16 protein-coding genes and 1 pseudogene are annotated in these 17,298 nt (G+C 59.9%); 4 read left to right on the top strand and 13 right to left on the bottom strand.

The annotated features are described in order from the left end of the window. Window positions 1-46: 46 nt before the first annotated feature. The 11 genes and pseudogenes from PH547_RS27805 to PH547_RS27755 all read right to left on the bottom strand — a co-directional run bounded on the left by PH547_RS27805 (window position 47) and on the right by PH547_RS27755 (window position 10,108). Window positions 47-704: pseudogene (locus tag PH547_RS27805) on the bottom strand (GntR family transcriptional regulator). A 27-nt stretch (window positions 705-731) separates the two neighbouring features. Next, window positions 732-1,616 (bottom strand): dihydrodipicolinate synthase family protein, encoded by an 885-nt coding sequence (locus PH547_RS27800; protein WP_285169982.1) that lies wholly within the window; start codon window positions 1,614-1,616, stop codon window positions 732-734. 133 nt (window positions 1,617-1,749) lie between these two features. Continuing rightward, window positions 1,750-2,733 (bottom strand): ROK family protein, encoded by a 984-nt coding sequence (locus PH547_RS27795; protein WP_283053833.1) that lies wholly within the window; start codon window positions 2,731-2,733, stop codon window positions 1,750-1,752. Continuing rightward, complete coding sequence (locus PH547_RS27790; protein WP_285169981.1) at window positions 2,730-3,455, bottom strand: ribulose-phosphate 3-epimerase; 726 nt, start codon at window positions 3,453-3,455, stop codon at window positions 2,730-2,732. The genes PH547_RS27795 and PH547_RS27790 overlap by 4 nt, the downstream gene beginning before the upstream one ends. Further along, complete coding sequence (locus tag PH547_RS27785) at window positions 3,452-4,279, bottom strand: alpha/beta fold hydrolase (protein ID WP_285169980.1); 828 nt, start codon at window positions 4,277-4,279, stop codon at window positions 3,452-3,454. Before PH547_RS27785 ends, PH547_RS27790 begins: the two co-directional genes overlap by 4 nt. Beyond that, window positions 4,279-5,097 (bottom strand): sugar phosphate isomerase/epimerase family protein, encoded by an 819-nt coding sequence (locus tag PH547_RS27780; protein ID WP_285169979.1) that lies wholly within the window; start codon window positions 5,095-5,097, stop codon window positions 4,279-4,281. The genes PH547_RS27785 and PH547_RS27780 overlap by 1 nt, the downstream gene beginning before the upstream one ends. Then, window positions 5,097-6,173 (bottom strand): Gfo/Idh/MocA family protein, encoded by a 1,077-nt coding sequence (locus PH547_RS27775; protein ID WP_285169978.1) that lies wholly within the window; start codon window positions 6,171-6,173, stop codon window positions 5,097-5,099. The genes PH547_RS27780 and PH547_RS27775 overlap by 1 nt, the downstream gene beginning before the upstream one ends. Before the next feature lie 10 nt (window positions 6,174-6,183). Continuing rightward, window positions 6,184-7,002, bottom strand: coding sequence for a sugar phosphate isomerase/epimerase family protein (locus tag PH547_RS27770; protein ID WP_285169977.1), 819 nt, complete (start codon window positions 7,000-7,002; stop codon window positions 6,184-6,186). A gap of 4 nt (window positions 7,003-7,006) precedes the next feature. Further along, the gene (locus PH547_RS27765) at window positions 7,007-7,843 is read right to left on the bottom strand and encodes a carbohydrate ABC transporter permease (protein ID WP_285169976.1); all 837 of its coding nucleotides are present in this window, start codon (window positions 7,841-7,843) and stop codon (window positions 7,007-7,009) included. Next, window positions 7,840-8,682 carry a carbohydrate ABC transporter permease gene (locus PH547_RS27760; RefSeq protein WP_483315588.1) on the bottom strand — a complete coding sequence of 281 codons (843 nt, stop codon included), beginning with the start codon at window positions 8,680-8,682 and terminating at the stop codon, window positions 7,840-7,842. Before PH547_RS27760 ends, PH547_RS27765 begins: the two co-directional genes overlap by 4 nt. Before the next feature lie 91 nt (window positions 8,683-8,773). Continuing rightward, window positions 8,774-10,108: an ABC transporter substrate-binding protein gene (locus PH547_RS27755; protein ID WP_283053841.1), complete on the bottom strand. Its 1,335-nt coding sequence runs from the start codon at window positions 10,106-10,108 to the stop codon at window positions 8,774-8,776. Window positions 10,109-10,287: 179 nt separating this feature from the next. Between PH547_RS27755 and PH547_RS27750 the strand changes: the two genes are divergently transcribed. Both PH547_RS27750 and PH547_RS27745 read left to right on the top strand, forming a co-directional pair. Continuing rightward, window positions 10,288-11,436, top strand: coding sequence for a Gfo/Idh/MocA family protein (locus tag PH547_RS27750; RefSeq protein ID WP_285169974.1), 1,149 nt, complete (start codon window positions 10,288-10,290; stop codon window positions 11,434-11,436). Between the two features lie 23 nt (window positions 11,437-11,459). Then, window positions 11,460-12,413, top strand: coding sequence for an alpha/beta hydrolase (locus PH547_RS27745; protein WP_260304026.1), 954 nt, complete (start codon window positions 11,460-11,462; stop codon window positions 12,411-12,413). Between the two features lie 18 nt (window positions 12,414-12,431). Here the strand turns inward: PH547_RS27745 and PH547_RS27740 are convergent, their stop codons facing one another. Together PH547_RS27740 and PH547_RS27735 are read right to left on the bottom strand one after the other, a co-directional pair. After that, complete coding sequence (locus PH547_RS27740; RefSeq protein ID WP_285169973.1) at window positions 12,432-13,466, bottom strand: LacI family DNA-binding transcriptional regulator; 1,035 nt, start codon at window positions 13,464-13,466, stop codon at window positions 12,432-12,434. Between the two features lie 184 nt (window positions 13,467-13,650). Next, entirely contained in the window at window positions 13,651-14,565 is a 915-nt protein-coding gene (locus tag PH547_RS27735) for a sugar-binding transcriptional regulator (protein WP_285169972.1), read from the bottom strand. Window positions 14,566-14,792: 227 nt separating this feature from the next. Here PH547_RS27735 and PH547_RS27730 point away from each other — a divergent pair, with 227 nt between their 5' ends. Further along, on the top strand, window positions 14,793-15,734 hold the full coding sequence (locus PH547_RS27730) for a tagatose-bisphosphate aldolase (RefSeq protein WP_260304024.1): 942 nt from the start codon (window positions 14,793-14,795) through the stop codon (window positions 15,732-15,734). Beyond that, window positions 15,727-17,139, top strand: a complete 1,413-nt coding sequence (locus PH547_RS27725) for an ROK family protein (protein ID WP_260304023.1) — start codon at window positions 15,727-15,729, stop codon at window positions 17,137-17,139. The genes PH547_RS27730 and PH547_RS27725 overlap by 8 nt, the downstream gene beginning before the upstream one ends. Window positions 17,140-17,298 lie beyond the last annotated feature (159 nt).

Genomic DNA, 17,298 nt, shown 5'->3' with positions numbered 1-17,298 from the left:
TTCCTCCTCCTTTGGCCGAAATCTCCTCATTTGCGGCCTGTTTCATTCAAATCTTCAATGCGCGGTCCCTTGCTCCGTTGATGTGCGAAACGAGAGATGCCGGCATCCTCCGCGGATCGTCTTTCGATCGCCTCCAGCACCTGCAGGTGCTCGTTCATGACCGGCCCGACATGGCCGTTGATGCGGAAACGATCCTGACTGATCAGGCGCATCTTGATCGAATTGACGCGATAGGCGTTCGAAATGATCGTGTTACCGAGTGCGTCGATGAAGGCATCGTGCATGCCCCAGTCCACCGATTGCGCATGGACCTCAAGCTCCTGCGAGGCATCGCCAGACTGGATGGCGGCGGCGATATCGCGATGCTGTTTCAAGAGTTTGGCAATCGTTTCGTCGGAAGCCGTATGGGTGAAGAGTGCAACCGCTTCCTTTTCCAGAAAGATGCGTAGCTGAAACGCCTCGCGGATCAGGTTGAGATCGATATGGGCAATCTGGAGACCGCGTTGCGGCACCGTCTTGATCAAGCCTTCGGCTTCCAGCCGCGGGATCAGCTCACGGATGGCGCCAAGCGGCAAGCCTGTGAGTTCCACGAGCCTGCGCTGCGAGACGAATTCGCCCGGCCGCACATCGCGAGCAAGCAGATGGTGGGTAAAGCTAGCATAGGCTTTTTCCCGTAAGGTCGGCTGCTCGTTCACGCCGTCCATTCGTCCCTCTCTCCCTCTCCGGTCCGCTTAAGCCGCCTTGGATCTGAAAAGCGCATTGAACGCGCCGGCAAGATGTTTCTGTCCCTCGTCGGATATTGAAACGAGCGGCGGGCGAACAGCAAGCCAGATTTCATCCCCGGAGAGTTGTGCTACCATAACTTTGACGGCCGCAGTCACCGGAAATTTCAGCAGCTCCGGAACAAAATCCTCGACGCGCGGATCATCCTTTCCCTCCTCAGCCATCAGCCGGATTTCACGGGGCACGAAATTTGCCATCCCGGAAATCGCCCCCTGGCCGCCCAACCGAACGCCCCTGGCGAGGTGCCGTTCGTCGCCGATCAGGATGATGAGATCGCCATGCGCCTTCAATAGCGACTCCGTGAACGGCCAATCGCCGGAGGAGTCCTTGACGCCAACGACAATGCCGGGAAAGGCGCTGCGCAGCCTGCCTATCAGCGCCACCGAGAGCGGCACCATGGTAATGGAAGGAATGTTGTAGACGATGATGTCGCGCGCTCTGTCGCCTAGCCGAGCGAATACGGCCGAGAACCAGCGAAACAGTCCTTCGTCGCTGACATTCTTGAAATAGAAAGGTGGCGCTAGCAGGATATTGCGCACGCCTTTCGTGAGCGCAAATGATGCTTGCGCGGCGGCATTTTCGACCGAATCCGCCATGACGCCCACGATAATCTGGTTCGGCGCAATCCCCACATCCAGGAAAGCGTCGAGCACCTCTTCGCGCTCCTGCGTCCCGATGGAGGAGCCCTCGCCGGTGGTACCGAACAGCGTGACGCTCGAGCATCCCGACGCAAGGCTTGTCTCGGCCTGCTTGATCATGGGGCCGATCGCGATATCGCCGTTGGTATCGAAGGGCGTCGTAAGCGCGACTGACAGACCGAATTTGCGAGACAAGTTCCATTCCTCCAGATGTGTTGTCAGTACATACCGACTAACATGTTAGTTGTATAGTCAGAATCGCGCGCGCCATATTGGCTCATGAAAAAATCTGTGATGACTGGTGAGGCAGGCACCGCGGAGCTTGAGATCAGCTCTCGCTAGCCGATGGCGCAGGGTCGGTTTTCGCATCATCTCCCAGGATGAGGCTGGCCGCTCCGATCAGGCCTGCGTGACGCCCGAGTTGCGCGGGGACGATCGGCACGTCGCGATAGGCCGGCATGGCGCGATCGTGAACCGTCGCCGCAATGGTGTCGTGCAGGAGATCGAAACCGTGAGATATCCCGCCGCCCATCACCAGAATGTCGGGGGAGTAGAGATGGAGCAGATTGGTGAAACCGATCCCCAGCCAGCGAGCCTCCGCACTCAGCAGTTCCAGCGCAAGTGCGTCGCCATTTCGCGCGGCGTCAACAACGTGGCGCCCGGTCACTTCAGCATCGGCCGATAGCTTGCGCAGCATCGAGCCGTCGGATTGCCGGGTCCGCGCCGTTGCCCGCCTGCCAAGGGCCGTCCCCGAGGCTACGGCTTCAAAACAACCGATCGCACCGCAAAAGCACCGCTCCCCTTCGCTGGTGATCGTCATGTGGCCGATTTCCCCCGCCAGGCCGCGCCTGCCATGCAAGGTTCGCCCGTCAACGATCACGCCGCCGCCGATGCCGGTCGACACGGTGACGAAGACCATCGAACGCGCGCCGCGTCCGGCGCCGTACCGCCATTCGCCAAGTGCGGCCGCGTTCGCATCATTTTCAAGCCGGACCGGCAGTTGAAACCGGCTAGAGAGAATGTCTGCTAGTGGAACCTCGTACCACCCAGCGAGCGTCGGCGGAGCAATGACGATGCCGGCTTCCGGATCGAGAGGGCCGGGGGCGCCGATCCCGATCCCAACGGGAAGGAGATCAGGCGTTTCCGCCAGCGCCGTGGCTGCCAGTAGCTCGATCTGCTGGATGACCGCGGCCGGTCCTCCCGCCGCATGCGTCGGCACCGCGGAGAATGACAGGAGGCTCCCCTGACTATCCACCAGCGCAGCGCGAAGCTCCGTTCCACCGAGATCAAATGCAAGGGCAACCTTTTTCACGAAACGCGGCTCTCCAATCCATGGAGCCAAGCCATCCGGTCGCCCAGGTTCTTGTCACCGAAGGCCAGCGATCCGAGGACGACCGTTTGTGCTCCGGCGGCACGCAGGAGCGGCACGGTCTGTTCGCGAATGCCGCCATCGGCCGCCAAGATCACCTGATCCTCCCGGCCGGACTGTTTCAGCAGTGAGCGCGCCTCGATCAGCCGGTCGCAGGCCTTCTCGGAGAGGTTTTGGCCTTTGACGCCGATCGATGTGCCAAGCAGGGTCACGAAGGCGACATGGTCGATGAACGGGCGGATCGCTGAAACGGGGGTCTCCAATCGCAGGACGACGCCGGCTTCGGCGCCCAGTTTCTTTGCCAGCGCAATGGCGCGTAAACCCGCTTCGCCGTTTTCGGCATGAACGCTGATAAGATCCGCACCCGCTTCAATGAATTGGCGCGTTTGCTCCTCGACGATTTCGGCCTCGACCATAAGATGAACATGGATCGGCCTGGCGGTTGCCTTCGCGATGCGCGCGACGAAATCCGGAAAGAACAGGAATCCCGGCGTAAAGCGCGCATCGGCGACGTCTATATGATGCAGGTCGGCATAGGGTTCAATGCGCCGGAGATCGGCCTCCATGTTGGCAAGATCGGCCGACCACAGCGAGAATTCGCCCAATAGCCGGTTGCGGGGGAGCGCTGCTATGGCCGCGGGGCCAGAAAGGGTCTTGAGTGTCATGATGGAAAGAGGCTCCGGATGGTCTTGGATGCGAGGAAGGTAGCGATAGCGTCTTGAACTTCGGCGAAATGCCGAGCCTTGTCGGCCGCCTTGGGGGTGACTTCGACAAAGCTGGCGCCGGGGATGGTATCAGCGAGCGTTCGCGCGCAGGCGAGCGGATGGATCGCGTCCTGTTCGTTGCCGATGACGAGGGTAGGAATTGTGAGGGCAGCGGTCTCTGCCTCAGTCACGCCCGTGCCGTCAGCCGCGATGTCGGCCAGCACGGATGCGAAAGCGACCGCATTCGGCCGGTCGAAATAGCCGAGCAGGGAGGCAAAATTATCGGGCGCGTTCGCGCGTATGCGCATGCCGATCTCCGAACCGGCGAAGCGCTCCCTGGCTTCCGCGACCGGATGCGAACCGAGCAAGGCCGCGACCATGCGGACCGGCTCCAGATTGTCGGGTGCGGCTGTAAAGGCCCAGGCGGGACGGACGAGAACGAGGGCCGCGACGCGATCCGGATAGTGGTGAGCGAGGTGGAGGGCAATTGCCGCCCCCATGGAAATGCCGCCGGCGACAAAGCGTTCGAACCCGCGATCTGTCGCCGCTGCCAGCACATCCTCGGCAAACATTCGTAGTGAAAAAGGCCTGATGTCGCCGAGCGACGACGAACCATGTCCGCGACATTCGACGGTGATGCGCCGCGCCTTTCCGATTGGAAAGGTTTGCGCAACCTGTGCTTCATCGCCGCCCAAGCCGTGCTGAAAGAGGACCGGCAGCCCTTGTCCGCTATCGAAAACGGCCAAGCCGGCATCGCCATGCATGAACGCCGCGCTTGCTCCCATCAAACCAATTCCTTGAGAAAGGCCGCAACGTGCGGTGCCTCCGCTGCCGAAAGTCCATGCGTGACGAGGGGACCATGGAAGCCGACGGCTTTCAGCCGCGCGATAAAATCGGGAAAATCCACGATGCCCTGGCCGGCCGTGGCAAAACGTCCGTCGGCATAACGATCCTTGGCATGTGCCATGGCGATGTGTCCGGCGGCAGTCTCGACCGCGCGCTCGACAATGGCGCGTGCTTCCAATGGCGTGGCGCTTTCGAAAAGATTGGCCGGATCGAGGACGATACGCAGCCTTTCCGATCCCATCTCCGCGATCAGTCGCTTGGCGTCCGCCGCCGAGGTTACGATATTCGCCTGTTCGGGTTCGATGCCGAGATCGACGCCATGGTCTTCCGCCAGCGCCAGCGCCTTCGACATCTCCGTAGCCATGTCGGCCCAGGCCGTGGGATCGCGGTTTTCTGGATGGTGCGCCCACTGATCGCTCGGATGACGCGTGCCGGTGCAGAGCGTGACGAGCGGGATCGAAAGTGCTGCCGCCGTCTCGATGATGACGGCGAGCTGGCTGAGGCCTTTTTGCCGTATCGATATGTCAGGATGCGCCATGTTGTAGGTTCCCGACAAGGCGGCAAGCGAGACGCCCGCCGTTTCCGAGGCAGCGCGGATAGTTGCTACGACCGGCTCGGGAACGGTGTCGGGCATGGATGGCAGCCCGCAGCAGGCGAGATTGAACTGCGTGGTCGCATAGCCGCTGTCGCGCACTGCGGACAGCACGCTGAGAGCATCGGTTCCGGGAAAGGTCTTGGCGAAGATCCCGACCTGCATCAGACGGCTCCCGTCACGGCCGCGAGCTTGACGCGCTCGCCAGTCTCCACCGACCGCGCGATCGCCACCATCGCGCGGATGGAGGCGATACCGTCCTCGACATTGGCGCCTCGCATCGGTGCGCCATTTAGGGCGGTATCGGCGAGACCTTCGAGCTGCCGGCGGAAGAAGTGACCGTCCGCACCAAGCGGTTTCCTGCTCGTTGCGTCTTTCTCATGAAAGATCTCGACTTCGCTGGAGCGGAAGTACCAGGGATTGAAGGTCTTTGCGAGGACTGAGCCGTTTTCGCCATAGAGCTGGAAACCCTCGTGCCAATCCATGCGAACGGCAACCGTGAGGTCCAGATGGCCGAGGGCGCCATTGGCGAATTCGGTTTCCACGAACCAGCAATAGGCACCGGCGCGTTCCAGCAGGCGCGCGCGCACGGCGACGATATCGCCGCAGAAGAAGCGGGCGGTGTCGACCAGATGCGAACCATGCGCGAGCATGAAATATTGCCTGAGATCGGCTTTCGGATTGCCGGCCGGTTTGCGCGCAAGCTTGCTGGTGATGGGAAGCGGCTGCACGGCATCGGTGTTGGTGTAGCGGTGGGTTGAATCGCAATACCATGCCTTCAGCGCAAGGATCTGGCCGATATCGTTGTGAACGAAGTCACGCGCGGCCTGAAGCGCCGGATCAAAACGCTTCATGTGCCCGACCTGCAGGATCTTGCCTGAGCGTTTGACGGCGTCGGCAAGCTCCTCGCCTTCCTCGACCGAGACGCCGATCGGCTTTTCGCACAGTACGTGTTTGCCGGCTTCGAGCGCCTTTATGGACATCGGCACATGATAGGCGTCCGAGGTGGCGACGATGACCGCCTCCAAATCGGGGTCGGCCAGCATGGCGTCGTAGTCGCTGAACATTTTCCGCGGCTCATAGGTGGCGCCCATGCGCGCGAGCAGATCGGGTGCTGCGTCACAGATCGCGTAGAGATCGGCATTCCTGGCCTTCACACAGGATTCCAGATGCGCGAACTGCGCGATCGGCCCGCAACCCAGGACACCGACGCGAAGACGGCGATTTTCTTTTTCGATCATGGTCTTTTCCTTAAATGCCGTGGGTGCGCATCGTCTCGCGGTTGGCCTTTATGGCTGCGGCCGGATCGGCCGCTGCCGTCTCGGATTCTTCTTCCAGCACCAGCCACCCGTTGAAGCGCGGCGCCTGTGAAACGAGATCGATCACTGCCGACGTATCGAGAACGCCTTTGCCCAGCATCGCCCATCGGCCATGTGTATCGACATCCTTCAGATGCAGATAGCGGATGCGATCCCGGTAGGTGCGCATCGTGTCTAGGATATCGTCATGTCCACGCAGGATGTGGCCCGTATCCGGAACCCACCCGACCAGTTCGGGATCAAGCCGCGCGAAGATCTGATCGTAGTCGGCTCGGTTGAACAACAGGGTATTGTGATGCGAACTCGGATGTACGGCGACTTCAACGCCCGATGCCTTGCCGAGCGCGCCGGCGCGACTGTAGAACTCGGCGGCGATTGCGAACTTGTCCTCCCGCGGCCCTTCCGAGACGATGGTTGCCGAGCCGATCGAGACGAGCGCGCCCGGAAACTCTGCGGCGTAGTCGATCCAGCGCTGCGCCGTAGCCAGATCACGTTCTATCGCGTCGGCGACCGTGAAACCGCTTTTGGAGCCGAAGGCGAAGGATACGAGTTGCAACCCCTTATCCCTCAGTGCCCCAGCGAATTCGGCGGGCTTTGTGCCGTAGTGGCCGATCATCGTGTCGGTAATTTCGATGCCCGCATAACCGCCGGCGGAAATCGCGAAGAGCAGGTCGTCCGGCGTGCCTGTCCAGGCTTCACCGAGCATTTCCCATGTGAACGTCTGGCAGCCGACCTTCAAATCCCTAGTCATGTCATCATTCCTTGATTCCGCCTTGCGTCAGGCCTTCGATAATGTGGCGTTGGAAAAACAGGACCAAAACAATTAACGGCACGGTGACGAACGCTGAAGCGGCGGCAATGTCTCCCCAGGGCACGTAGTATTGGTTGGTGAAATTGGCGATGCCCACCGGGATCGTCTGGCTGTCACTGTCCGACGTGAATGCCAGTGCGAACAGAAACTCATTCCAGGCGGTGATGAAGGCAAGCAAGCCGGTGGTCACGAGACTTGGAAGCGACATCGGCAGGATGATATGCCAAAGCAGTCCGATCACCCCCACGCCGTCCATGCGCGCCGCTTCGTCGATTTCGCGCGGGAGCGTTTCGAAATAGCCGAACAAAACCCAGGTCACGAGCGGCAGCCCAAGCGCCAGATAGGTGATGATCAAGGCTCTGTAGGTGTCCAGAAGTCCAAGCTCGGACGCGATCAGGTAGAGCGGTCCGACGAGCGCGATCTGCGGAAACATCGAGACCGACAGGATGACCATGAGAATTCCAAACCGCCCCTTCACATCAAGGCGTGATAGCGCAAAGGCGGCAAGCGAACCGACAATCAGGCAGAGAGCGGTCGTCGAGAGCGATACGATGAGCGAGTTCAGGACGTAATGGTGCAGGCCTTTTTCCACGAAGGCATTGTAATAATGCTCCAGCGTGAATGGGTTCGGGATGAGCGACGGCGTGCCTTCCGTCAGTGCCTTATCAAGCTGGAACGAGGTGGAGAACTGCCACAGAAACGGGCCTGCGGACCAGACGAGAATGAGAAGCGCGCCAACATAGATCATGACGCTCTGAAAGGCGGAGCGGGTGCCGTTCATGTCGTCTTCCTTAGCTGCCTGACGAGGAAGAGGCAGAACACCAGGGCGATCACCCCTTCGGTTATGAACATCGCGGTCGAAACGGCCGAACCGTAACCGAACTGAAGCGTCGAGAAGAGCACCTTGTAGGACAGCGTCGAAAGCGTTTCGGTGGAATCGGCCGGGCCGCCGCCGGTGAGCACATAGACCAGATCGAAAACGCGAAATGCATCCAGCGCCCTGAAAAGACCGGCAATGAGCAGGGTCGGCAGCAGCAGAGGCAGACGGATATTCCAGAAGATCGTCCAGGCGCCAGCGCCATCCATGCGGGCAGCCTCAATCAACGATTTCGGAACAGTCTGAAGACCGGTGAGCAGGAGCAGCGCCATGAACGGTGTCGTTTTCCAGACGTCGGCAAGGATAATCGTCGTCAGTGCGGTTTGTGGCGAACCATACCAGTTCACATTCTGATCGATCAAACCGAGCTGAAGCAGGATGAAATTGATGATGCCGTGCTGGCCGTCGAACAGCCATCCAAACATTTTCGAGGTGACGACGGTTGGCATTGCCCAGGGAACCAGCATCGCCGCGCGGACCATGCCTCGACCGCTGAAAGTCTCGCAAAGGATCAGCGCCATGGCGAGGCCGATCAGGGTCTCGAGCCCGGTCGAGGCGGCGGTGAACCAGATCGTATGCCACCAGGCATTCCAGAACGGCGGATCCGCCAAGAGTTGCAGATAATTGGCAAATCCGACGAAATCGTTGTCCTGCGTAATCAGGGAACGGTTGGTGAAGGAAAGATAGACGCCATTGATGATCGGATAGAAGGAAACCGATGCAAGTGACAGGAAGGCCGGCAACAGCAGGAGCCAGGGCCAGAGGGCGCTCGGAAGCGCCCCCATTGACCTTTGCATCCTGCTGTCGGCGGGGGCCGTCAATGCAGCGACCATATCAGGCAACGATCTTGTTGATCTGTTCGGCGGCAGCCTTGAGCTCAGCCTGGACGTTGCCGCTGACCAGGGCCTTGGAAATGCTCGACTGTAGCGCCAGCGTCACCTTGGCATATTGCGGCGTGATCGGCCGGGGTGTGGCGCCGGTGAAGACGTTTTGCAGGCTTGCCATGAACGGCTGCTCGGCCTTCAGCTTCGCATTTTCGAAGATTGCGGGGCGTGACGGTGCGAGGCCGAAATTCAGGGCGAGACGGGTCTGGGTTTCCGGAGACGACATCCAGGTCAGGAACTCGATCGCCGCTTCCCGCTTCTTGGAATTGGCGTTGACGCCAAGCTGATAGCCGCCGAGGCACGCAGCACTTTTCCCGCCGGCAAAATGCGGCAACGGCGCAACGGCAACCTTGTCGACGACGTGCGAAGCTTTCGGATCCTGCGCGATCGGATAAACATAGGACCAGTTGCGCATGAACATCGCTTCGCCCGATGTGAAGGGCTGACGGGAAGGCTCTTCATCCCAAGAGAGAACGTTCTGCGGGCTGATCTTAGTCTTGTTGATCGTGTCGTAGAGGAACTGGATCGCCTCGACAGCGGCCTTCTCGCCGATAACAGACGATTTGCCGTCGGCTGCCAGGATGGAGCCGCCGTTCGAGGTGATGACTTCCACGGCATCGCAGATCAGAACCTCGGCCTGCTTGCCTTGCCAGAGATAGCCGAACTTGGCGTCGCCGGCCTTCTGGGCCGCAGCCGCCATGGTTGCCATGTCGTCCCAGGTTTCGGGAACCTTGCCGCCATGCTTTTCCACGAGATCCTTGCGGTAGTAGAACATGCCGGAATCGACGAACCATGGAAGCGCGGTCAGCTTTTCGTTGTAAGTGCAGGCGGCGACCGTTCCGGGGAAATAATCCGCGCGCTTCTCCTTCGGGAAATATTCATCGAGCGGTAGCGCCCAGCCTGCCGCCGCAAAGCCGGCGATCCAGATCACGTCCTGGCTGAAGACATCGGGCGTTCCGTTGCGGCGCGCGAGCTGCTGGATCAGGCCCTGATAGACTTCGGTCGACGAACTTGGCGGCGGAAGTTCGATGAATTTGACCATGATCCGGTCCTGCGACTCGTTATAGGCCTTAACGAGATCGCCGATACCTTCCTTGCCGAAGAAGCTGGCACTGGCAAAGCTGATCTCCGTGCGATCGGCAGCGCGCGCTGTGCGCATTCCAAGACCCGATGCGATGCCGAGGGTAGCCGCACCCGCGGCTCCGAGCAGGAAGTGACGACGGTCAAGCATTGCGGAATCTGCAGCCACATTCGAAGCGGTCGGCGCTTTCTTGAAATCGGTCATGTTTCCCTCCCAGGAAAGACTGGCGTCCTCCAAAAATCTCCGCGCCAGCATTGGCATATGTTCGATAAAAAATTGTCGCGCGTCAAGAAATAAGATGCTTTAAATCACTTTGAAACGCGTCGGCCCAGGCCGTCCGTCGAGGAGGCGTTGGTTATCCAATCCGGGGAGGTTTGAGAAATATGGTTGAAAAAACAAAGGGAACGCTTGGCATCGGGATCATCGGCTGCGGCAACATATCGATGACCTATCTGCGTAATGCCTCGCTGTTTGCCGGTATTGAGGTGCACGCCTGTGCCGATATTTCGGCTGATGCGGCGGCTCTGCGCGGAAAGGAGTTCGGCATTCGCAGCGTCAGCGTCGATCAGCTACTTGCAGATCCCGAAGTCGATCTCGTTCTTAACCTGACCGTGCCGGCGGTTCATTTCGAGATCACCATGTCGGCCTTGTCCGCTGGCAAGCACGTCTTCACGGAAAAGCCGCTTGCAACATCGGCTGCCGACGGTCGGATTTTGGTGGCGGAGGCGAAGAGCCGGGCTTTGTTGCTCGGCTCCGCGCCGGATACCTTCCTTGGCGCTGCGGGCCGGCGGGCGCGTCGCCTGATGGAGGAGGGTGCGATAGGTCGCCCCGTCAGCGGCACCGCCTTCATGATGGGACGCGGCATGGAGCACTGGCACCCCAATCCGCAATTCTACTATCAGCCCGGCGGCGGCCCTGTCTTCGATATGGGGCCTTACTACTTGACCATGATGGTGAATTTGCTCGGTCCGGTCGTGCGCGTCATGGCGATGGCGACGAAAGGTCAGGACGAACGTCTCATCACCGCGGAAGGGCCATTCAAGAATACGACGTTCAAGGTCGGTACGCCAACCAACGTTCTGTCGCTGCTCGAATTCCAATCCGGTGCGACCATCAACTTCGGCGCGTCCTGGGATGTGTTCCGCCATTCCAATCACCCAATTGAGCTGCACGGCACCGAAGGCTCGCTGCGGCTGCCGGATCCCGATACATTCGGTGGTACGGTCTCTCTGTCCGAGCGGGGTGCCGAGTGGCGGAATTTCGAAAGTGATGGGGAGCTCTACGGCGAACGAAACTGGCCGTTTGCCGCGCCGGATCGGGCGAACTACCGTATGCTCGGTGTTGCCGACCTAGCGCGTGCACTTGCGGAAAACCGGCCGCCACGTGCATCGGGGGAACTCGCTCTCCATGTGCTCGAAATCATGGAGGCTATTCTCGCCTCCGGCCAGAGCGGGCAATCGGTCAGCATCGCCGGTGACCTGGCGCGACCGCCGCTTCTTGGCGAAGACGAAGCGCGCAGTTTTCTGGCCTAAACCGCCGCACGGGGAGAAGCGACGTGACCGAATACTTTGACGAAGGTGCGCAATGGGTTCTCGATGTCAGCAAGGCGGCGAAGCTGCGACCGCTTGAAGCTGGCACGCCCTTGGAGGCCCGTATCGCCTACAATGCTGGCAGCCCGGCGCTTCAGGGCGCTCGCGAGGCGGTTGCTTCGGTGGAGGACCGCCGGATCAGCGGCCCCAACGGCCCGATCACCCTTCGCATCTATCGCGGCATCGGAGCGCCTTCCAAAGAGGGGCGGGGTCTTCTCTATCTCCATGGCGGCGGCTGGGTGATCGGCAATCTCGACTCTCACGACGAGATTTGCCGATGGTTTGCCAACCTCGCCGAATGCACGGTGGTCTGCCCGGATTACCGCCTTGCGCCGGAACACAAATTTCCCGCCGGACTGATGGATTGCGCTGCGACGCTGGCATTCATGGCGCAGGCCGCCGTGGAGATCGGCGTCGACCCCGAACGAATTGCGGTGGCCGGCGACAGCGCCGGCGGCAATCTTGCGGCCGTGCTGGCGTTGATGTCGCGTTCAGGCGACGCCCCGCGGCTTGCGGCTCAACTGCTCATCTACCCCAACACGGACGCCACGCAGACGGCGGACAGCTATCGCCGGTACGGTGAAGGCTTCGGTTTGACCGCCGCGACGATGAAATGGTTTCGAGACCATTATGTTCGCACCGCAGCCGATATCGTGGATTGGAAGGTCTCACCCGCGCTGGCCGAAACTGTTGCAGGGGCACCGCTGGCATTCATTGCCACGGCCGGGCACGACATTCTCGTTGACGAAGGCATGGCCTATGCCAAGCGGTTGCAGGAGGATGGAGTTCACGTGGTCCAGCGCGATTGGCCAGGGCAGATTCACGGGTTTGTCTCGATGGGAAGATTCATACCGGCCGCGCGGCAGGCGGTGGAGGACGCAGTCGCGGCGTGGCGCGGCTTTGAAGGAATTCCCGATTAAGCGAGACTGCGACCCGTTTTATGCCGATTGGCGCATGACCAACGTCCCATCGAGGCTAACTTTGCCCGCGATCGTGCGAGCCGGCGCACCCGTATCGCCGAGAAGCGTCAGCAGCGTGTCGACGCTGTTTGCAGTCATGGAGGCAAAATCCTGCGCCATCGTCGTCAGTGGCGGGCAAGTGTAGCGGCTCAATGGATGGTCGTCATGGGCCGCTATGCGCAGGTCGTCGCCCTTCTTGCGTCCGACCTTTAGCCGATGCGCGAAAGCGGCAGCCATCACACCAAAGGCAAGACGGTCATTGGCGCAGAGGAGGGTCTTGAATGACAGCTTCTTGGCTTTGAGCATCGCGTCCATCTGCTCGTAGCCGACGCGCTCGAAATCCCATGTATAGGCGGCAATGGTCTTGATCACCACGGGCTCCTGGCCCGAAGCCTCCATCGTGGCAATATAGCTCGCCAATCTCTCCGGGGAATTGTGATTGACGTGGGGAATGTCGAGATAGACCGGCGCCTCTCCAGAGCGGCAGAGATATTCCACGATGGTCGCTACGCTCTGGTAGTTATTGTTGCCGATGAACGGCGTGTTGCCCTCGATGTAGGTATCGAAATAGACGAGGGGAACATTCTGCGTGAGTTTTTCAAACGCGCGCGGATCGGATTTCTGCCCAAGTGGTGCGGCGATCGCGCCCGCCACTTTCAACGATAGCATCGTGCTGACGGCCTCGGCCTCCAGCTCCGGCAGACCGTGCGAGGAAAACACGATTGGCCAATAGCCTTCATCGCGCAATCGCAATTCCAGGCGGTTGACCATTTCGGCGTAAAAGGGGTCGGTCAGCGCCGGAACGAGAATACCGACATTCCGGGTCCTCTTTCGATTGAGGTTCCGTGCGTAAAGATTTGGCTGGTAGTCCGATGCGCGAAGTGCGGCTTCGATCAGCGCACGTGTCGCCGGCTTCACGCTTGTCGGGTCATCAAAATATTTGGAAAGGGTTGGGCGGGAGACGCCGCAGGATTTCGCAAAATCCTCCATCGTCTTATGTGTCAATTTTTCCATCGAAAGTCGACCGTTTTCAAACCGCTATGCCCGTCCATGATGCGTCGACGCAAAAAGAGGCGCAACGGGCAAACGTAAGTTCCGAGCAAGTTTTTCCGATCTTGTGTAACCTCAGAACGTTACGTGTGTAAATTTTATTAATTGACGCAAAAATTGCCTGGTCGACCACCACAAGAGATTTTTCTCAAGATTTATCGGCGGCGGACAAGCGATCGAGAATGGCCTGCGCCGTATTGGCATCTGTCACGAGAGCATTGATCATGCCCGATCGTGCCGCCCCGATGATGCCGGACGCCTTGGCTGGTGTTGCAGCAACCGCAATGCACAAGGGAATTCGTTGCAGTTGCTGTGGGGAGGCAGCGATCATGCGCTCCTCACCATCCCAATGAAGGAGTTCGCCGGCCTCGGTCACGTAATGGCGCAAAACATCCCCTGCCGCATGACTTAAGGCTTTTTCTCCCGGGAGGGCCGCCGTCGCTTCGGAGGGACTTGCGACATGCGTCAAGCCGACGCCGACGATCGCGGCATCCAGCTTGTTCCACAGCGACGTGACCTGCTGAACGGTGGGATCGGCGAGGAAAGCATCGCGCAATTCCGAAGATGAAATGTAGGGGGCATGCAGAAAATGCGGAATTCCCCCCATTTGCTCTGCAGCCTGCCGCACGAACTCGTTGATTTGAAAATGCGGAGCCGCCTGCTGCATTCCCCCGTTGAGGGCAATGGTTGCGATGCCCGGCAACTGCGGCAAGCCCGCAAAGGTAACTTCGCGAACCGCCCGTCCCCAGCCGATGCCGAGCGTCGAGCCCGATCGCAGTCCCGCTTGCTGCAGCATGGATCCGACCGGCGGGGCGAGGGCACTGAGGACGTTCGACGACGGTGTATCGATCACGATGGCGTTGCGCAGTTTCAGGCCGTCAACCAAGGCCGACCCCAAATCTTCCGAGGGGGAAAGATCGATCACCTCGATCCGAACGATCCCGGCCGAGCGTGCCTTCTGAAGCAGCCGCGAGACTGTAGCCGTTGATAATCCTAGCTTTTTAGCGATATCAACCTGCGACATATCGGATTGGTAATGCAGCTTCGCAACCGTATGCAGCAAGGCACGGTTCGTTGCAGAGTCCTGAGACTGAGACGAATTCAGATTGAAATTCCTTTCTGCAATGTGTTACACATTCGGCGTGTGAGGAGTTATCGCTCAAAACGGCCGGTTTCGCAACGATTATGCAGGCTCACGAGCGCTCTCAATGTTTCGTCGGCCATCCCTCAGAAGTTTGGGGTGGGCGCACTTTCAGCATCCGGTTTGGGACGGGCTAAAGGGAGGAGCAAATGTCGAGATTGACGACAGCCGAAATGCGAGGTTACCAGCAGATTTGCGGTCACGACGGCGCCATGATGGTTATCGCCTGCGATCAGCGCGGCGGCATGCGCAGTCTGCTTGCAAGCGACCCGCAGGAGCAGGCCGCCATCTCCGACAAGACCCTCGGCGACACGAAGGCGGATATCGCCATGTTTCTTGCAAGCAAGGCATCCTGTGTTCTCGTCGATCCAATCTGTGCTGTTCCGGCATTGGTGGACGACCGCATTATCAGGCGCGATACCGCACTTCTGATTGGCCTCGACGCATCGGGTTGGGACACCTCGCCGGAAGGATATCGCCTTTCCAAGCTGGTGCCTGGCATTTCGGCCCGTCGCGTCCGTCAGCTTGGTGCCACCGGCGGCAAGATCATGGTCTATCTCCGCTCCGACCGGGATGAAGCGAACAGGCACAACATCGACATCCTGCGCCAATGCATCGAGGACTTCGCGCGCGAAGACCTGCTGCTGGTCGTCGAATTCCTGACATACAGATTTGAGGACGAAGATGAGGCGGACTACAAGTCGAAGCTGCCGTCGCTGGTCGTTGGAGGAAGCAAGATTTGCCTGGACTGCGGATCGAAGGTTCTAAAGATTCCCTATCCTGGCACTGCTGAGGCCTGTGCGGAGGTCACGCGGCTGGCGGGGGACGTGCCGTGGGCGGTGCTGTCGGCCGGCGTCGACCATTCGACGTTCTTGCGGCAGGTCGAAGACGCCATGCGCAACGGCGCATCCGGTGTCATCGCGGGCCGGTCTCTATGGAAAGACTGCATCTCGCTCGACCGTTCCGTCACGAAGGACCGATTGGAAACCGTCGCTGTTCCGCGGCTTCGCGAAATTCAAGCGGTGATCGCGGCACATTTCAAAGGCGTCAAGTCTGAAGGTCTCGGCCAAGGACAGAAAGCAGATGTCTGAATTAGCCATTGGCGTGGACATTGGCGGCACGAATATTCGTGCGGCTCTCGTCTCCAAACGAGGCGAAATCCTCAAAAAACTGTCGGAGCGGACACCGAGCGACCCCCGGCAGGTCTTCGAGCGCGTCAAGGTGATGGCAAGAGAACTCGGTGCGGCTGGCGTTGTTGGGCTCGGCGTAGGCATTCCTGGCCGTGTCGACATTGCAAATCGTTCGGTCCTATCCGGCGGCATCTTGAATTTGGCCGGCATGGACCTCGTCGATCAACTGGAGGCAAGTCTCGGCAAGCGGGTCGTCATCGAAAATGATTGCAGCATGGCGCTCATAGCCGAAATGAGTATCGGTGCTGCAAGAGGTTTTCAAAGCGTTGCCATGCTGACCATCGGAACGGGGATCGGCGGCGCAGTTGCCCACGACGGCAGGATCTATCATGGCCACAGAACTGCCGGGCAGTTGGGCCATATCTGCGTCCGACATGATGGTCCGGAATGCGCGTGCGGAAGACGCGGTTGCGTGGAAACCTTCAGCTCGGGAACGGCGCTGCGCCGGCACATAAACGAAGCGGGTCTATCGGCAGCATCCATTGCCGATGTTTTTGAAATGGCCTCAAACGGAGATGCGACGGCTAGGGCGGTGTTACACGCCTGGGCGGCACCTTTGCGTACAGCGCTCGACAACATCGCTGCAACGATGGATCCGGAAATCATCATATTGGGAGGGGGCCTCGGTTCCGATGCGGCGCGAGCTCTCGCAGATCTCCCCGCGGTGGCGCCATGGTTTCGTCCGGCGATCCTGCCGGCCAAGCTCGGAGATGACGCCGGGATAGTCGGTGCCGGCCTGGCGACGTTTTCAGACGCCTTCCGCTGTGTCGAAAAGCGTGTCGTGCTGGTCAATGGCGTGCCGGCCTCGGGAAAAAGCCGCCTCGCCAAATTGCTGTCGCAACGCACGGGATGGCCGGTCCTTTCCCTCGACGGCATCAAGAACCCGTTCCTGGAGCACATTGGCGGCGTCGACCGGGAGTTCAATCGGACACTCGGAAAGGCGAGCTACCAGGCGATTTGGTCGGCCATTCGCGAGGCTCCGGCCGGCTCCACGTTCATCGTGGACGCGTGGTTCGGCTTTCAGCCAAAAACCGTGCTCGAAGCCTACATCAAAGATGCAGGCGTCGATCGCGTCGCAGAACTTTGGTGCAAGGTGCCCGGTGTCGTTGCCGGGGAACGCTATGCCCATCGCTTGAGAGACAGGCTGCCCGGCCATCCGGGAGCGGACTATATCCCGGAACTGGTGGCGCTCGCCGATCGTGCCGAACCCATGGAATGTGGTCCATCGATGACAGTTGACCAAACAAAGGAACCGGACATGGACGAAGTAACGGCCTGGATTTCGACGGTGTTCGGCCGGGCTTGAAAATACCCGCCTCCCAGGCGGCAGACAAAAGCGAGATCCCGACTTCAAACCGCAGCGCGACACTCCGTCGGCGGCAGGGTGCGTCGCTTTGCCAATCGCATTGATTGGTTAGCTATTTCAAATAGATAGTGGAAATTCGTTACAGAAAAAAATTACTTG

This window comes from Rhizobium cerradonense, assembly GCF_030182455.1.
GTDB lineage: Bacteria > Pseudomonadota > Alphaproteobacteria > Rhizobiales > Rhizobiaceae > Rhizobium.
Note: the sequence above shows the minus strand (reverse complement) of the source record. Positions and strands in the feature narration are given on the sequence as shown.

Bases quoted from the DNA above. Each gene is read 5' to 3' on its own strand.
- PH547_RS27790 (WP_285169981.1), bottom strand. From the start codon at position 3,455: ATGACACTCAAGACCCTTTCTGGCCCCGCGGCCATAGCAGCGCTCCCC.
- PH547_RS27785 (WP_285169980.1), bottom strand. From the start codon at position 4,279: ATGGGAGCAAGCGCGGCGTTCATGCATGGCGATGCCGGCTTGGCCGTT.
- PH547_RS27780 (WP_285169979.1), bottom strand. From the start codon at position 5,097: ATGCAGGTCGGGATCTTCGCCAAGACCTTTCCCGGAACCGATGCTCTC.
- PH547_RS27775 (WP_285169978.1), bottom strand. From the start codon at position 6,173: ATGATCGAAAAAGAAAATCGCCGTCTTCGCGTCGGTGTCCTGGGTTGC.
- PH547_RS27770 (WP_285169977.1), bottom strand. From the start codon at position 7,002: ATGACTAGGGATTTGAAGGTCGGCTGCCAGACGTTCACATGGGAAATG.
- PH547_RS27765 (WP_285169976.1), bottom strand. From the start codon at position 7,843: ATGAACGGCACCCGCTCCGCCTTTCAGAGCGTCATGATCTATGTTGGC.
- PH547_RS27755 (WP_283053841.1), bottom strand. From the start codon at position 10,108: ATGACCGATTTCAAGAAAGCGCCGACCGCTTCGAATGTGGCTGCAGAT.
- PH547_RS27750 (WP_285169974.1), top strand. From the start codon at position 10,288: ATGGTTGAAAAAACAAAGGGAACGCTTGGCATCGGGATCATCGGCTGC.
- PH547_RS27740 (WP_285169973.1), bottom strand. From the start codon at position 13,466: ATGGAAAAATTGACACATAAGACGATGGAGGATTTTGCGAAATCCTGC.
- PH547_RS27730 (WP_260304024.1), top strand. From the start codon at position 14,793: ATGTCGAGATTGACGACAGCCGAAATGCGAGGTTACCAGCAGATTTGC.
- PH547_RS27725 (WP_260304023.1), top strand. From the start codon at position 15,727: ATGTCTGAATTAGCCATTGGCGTGGACATTGGCGGCACGAATATTCGT.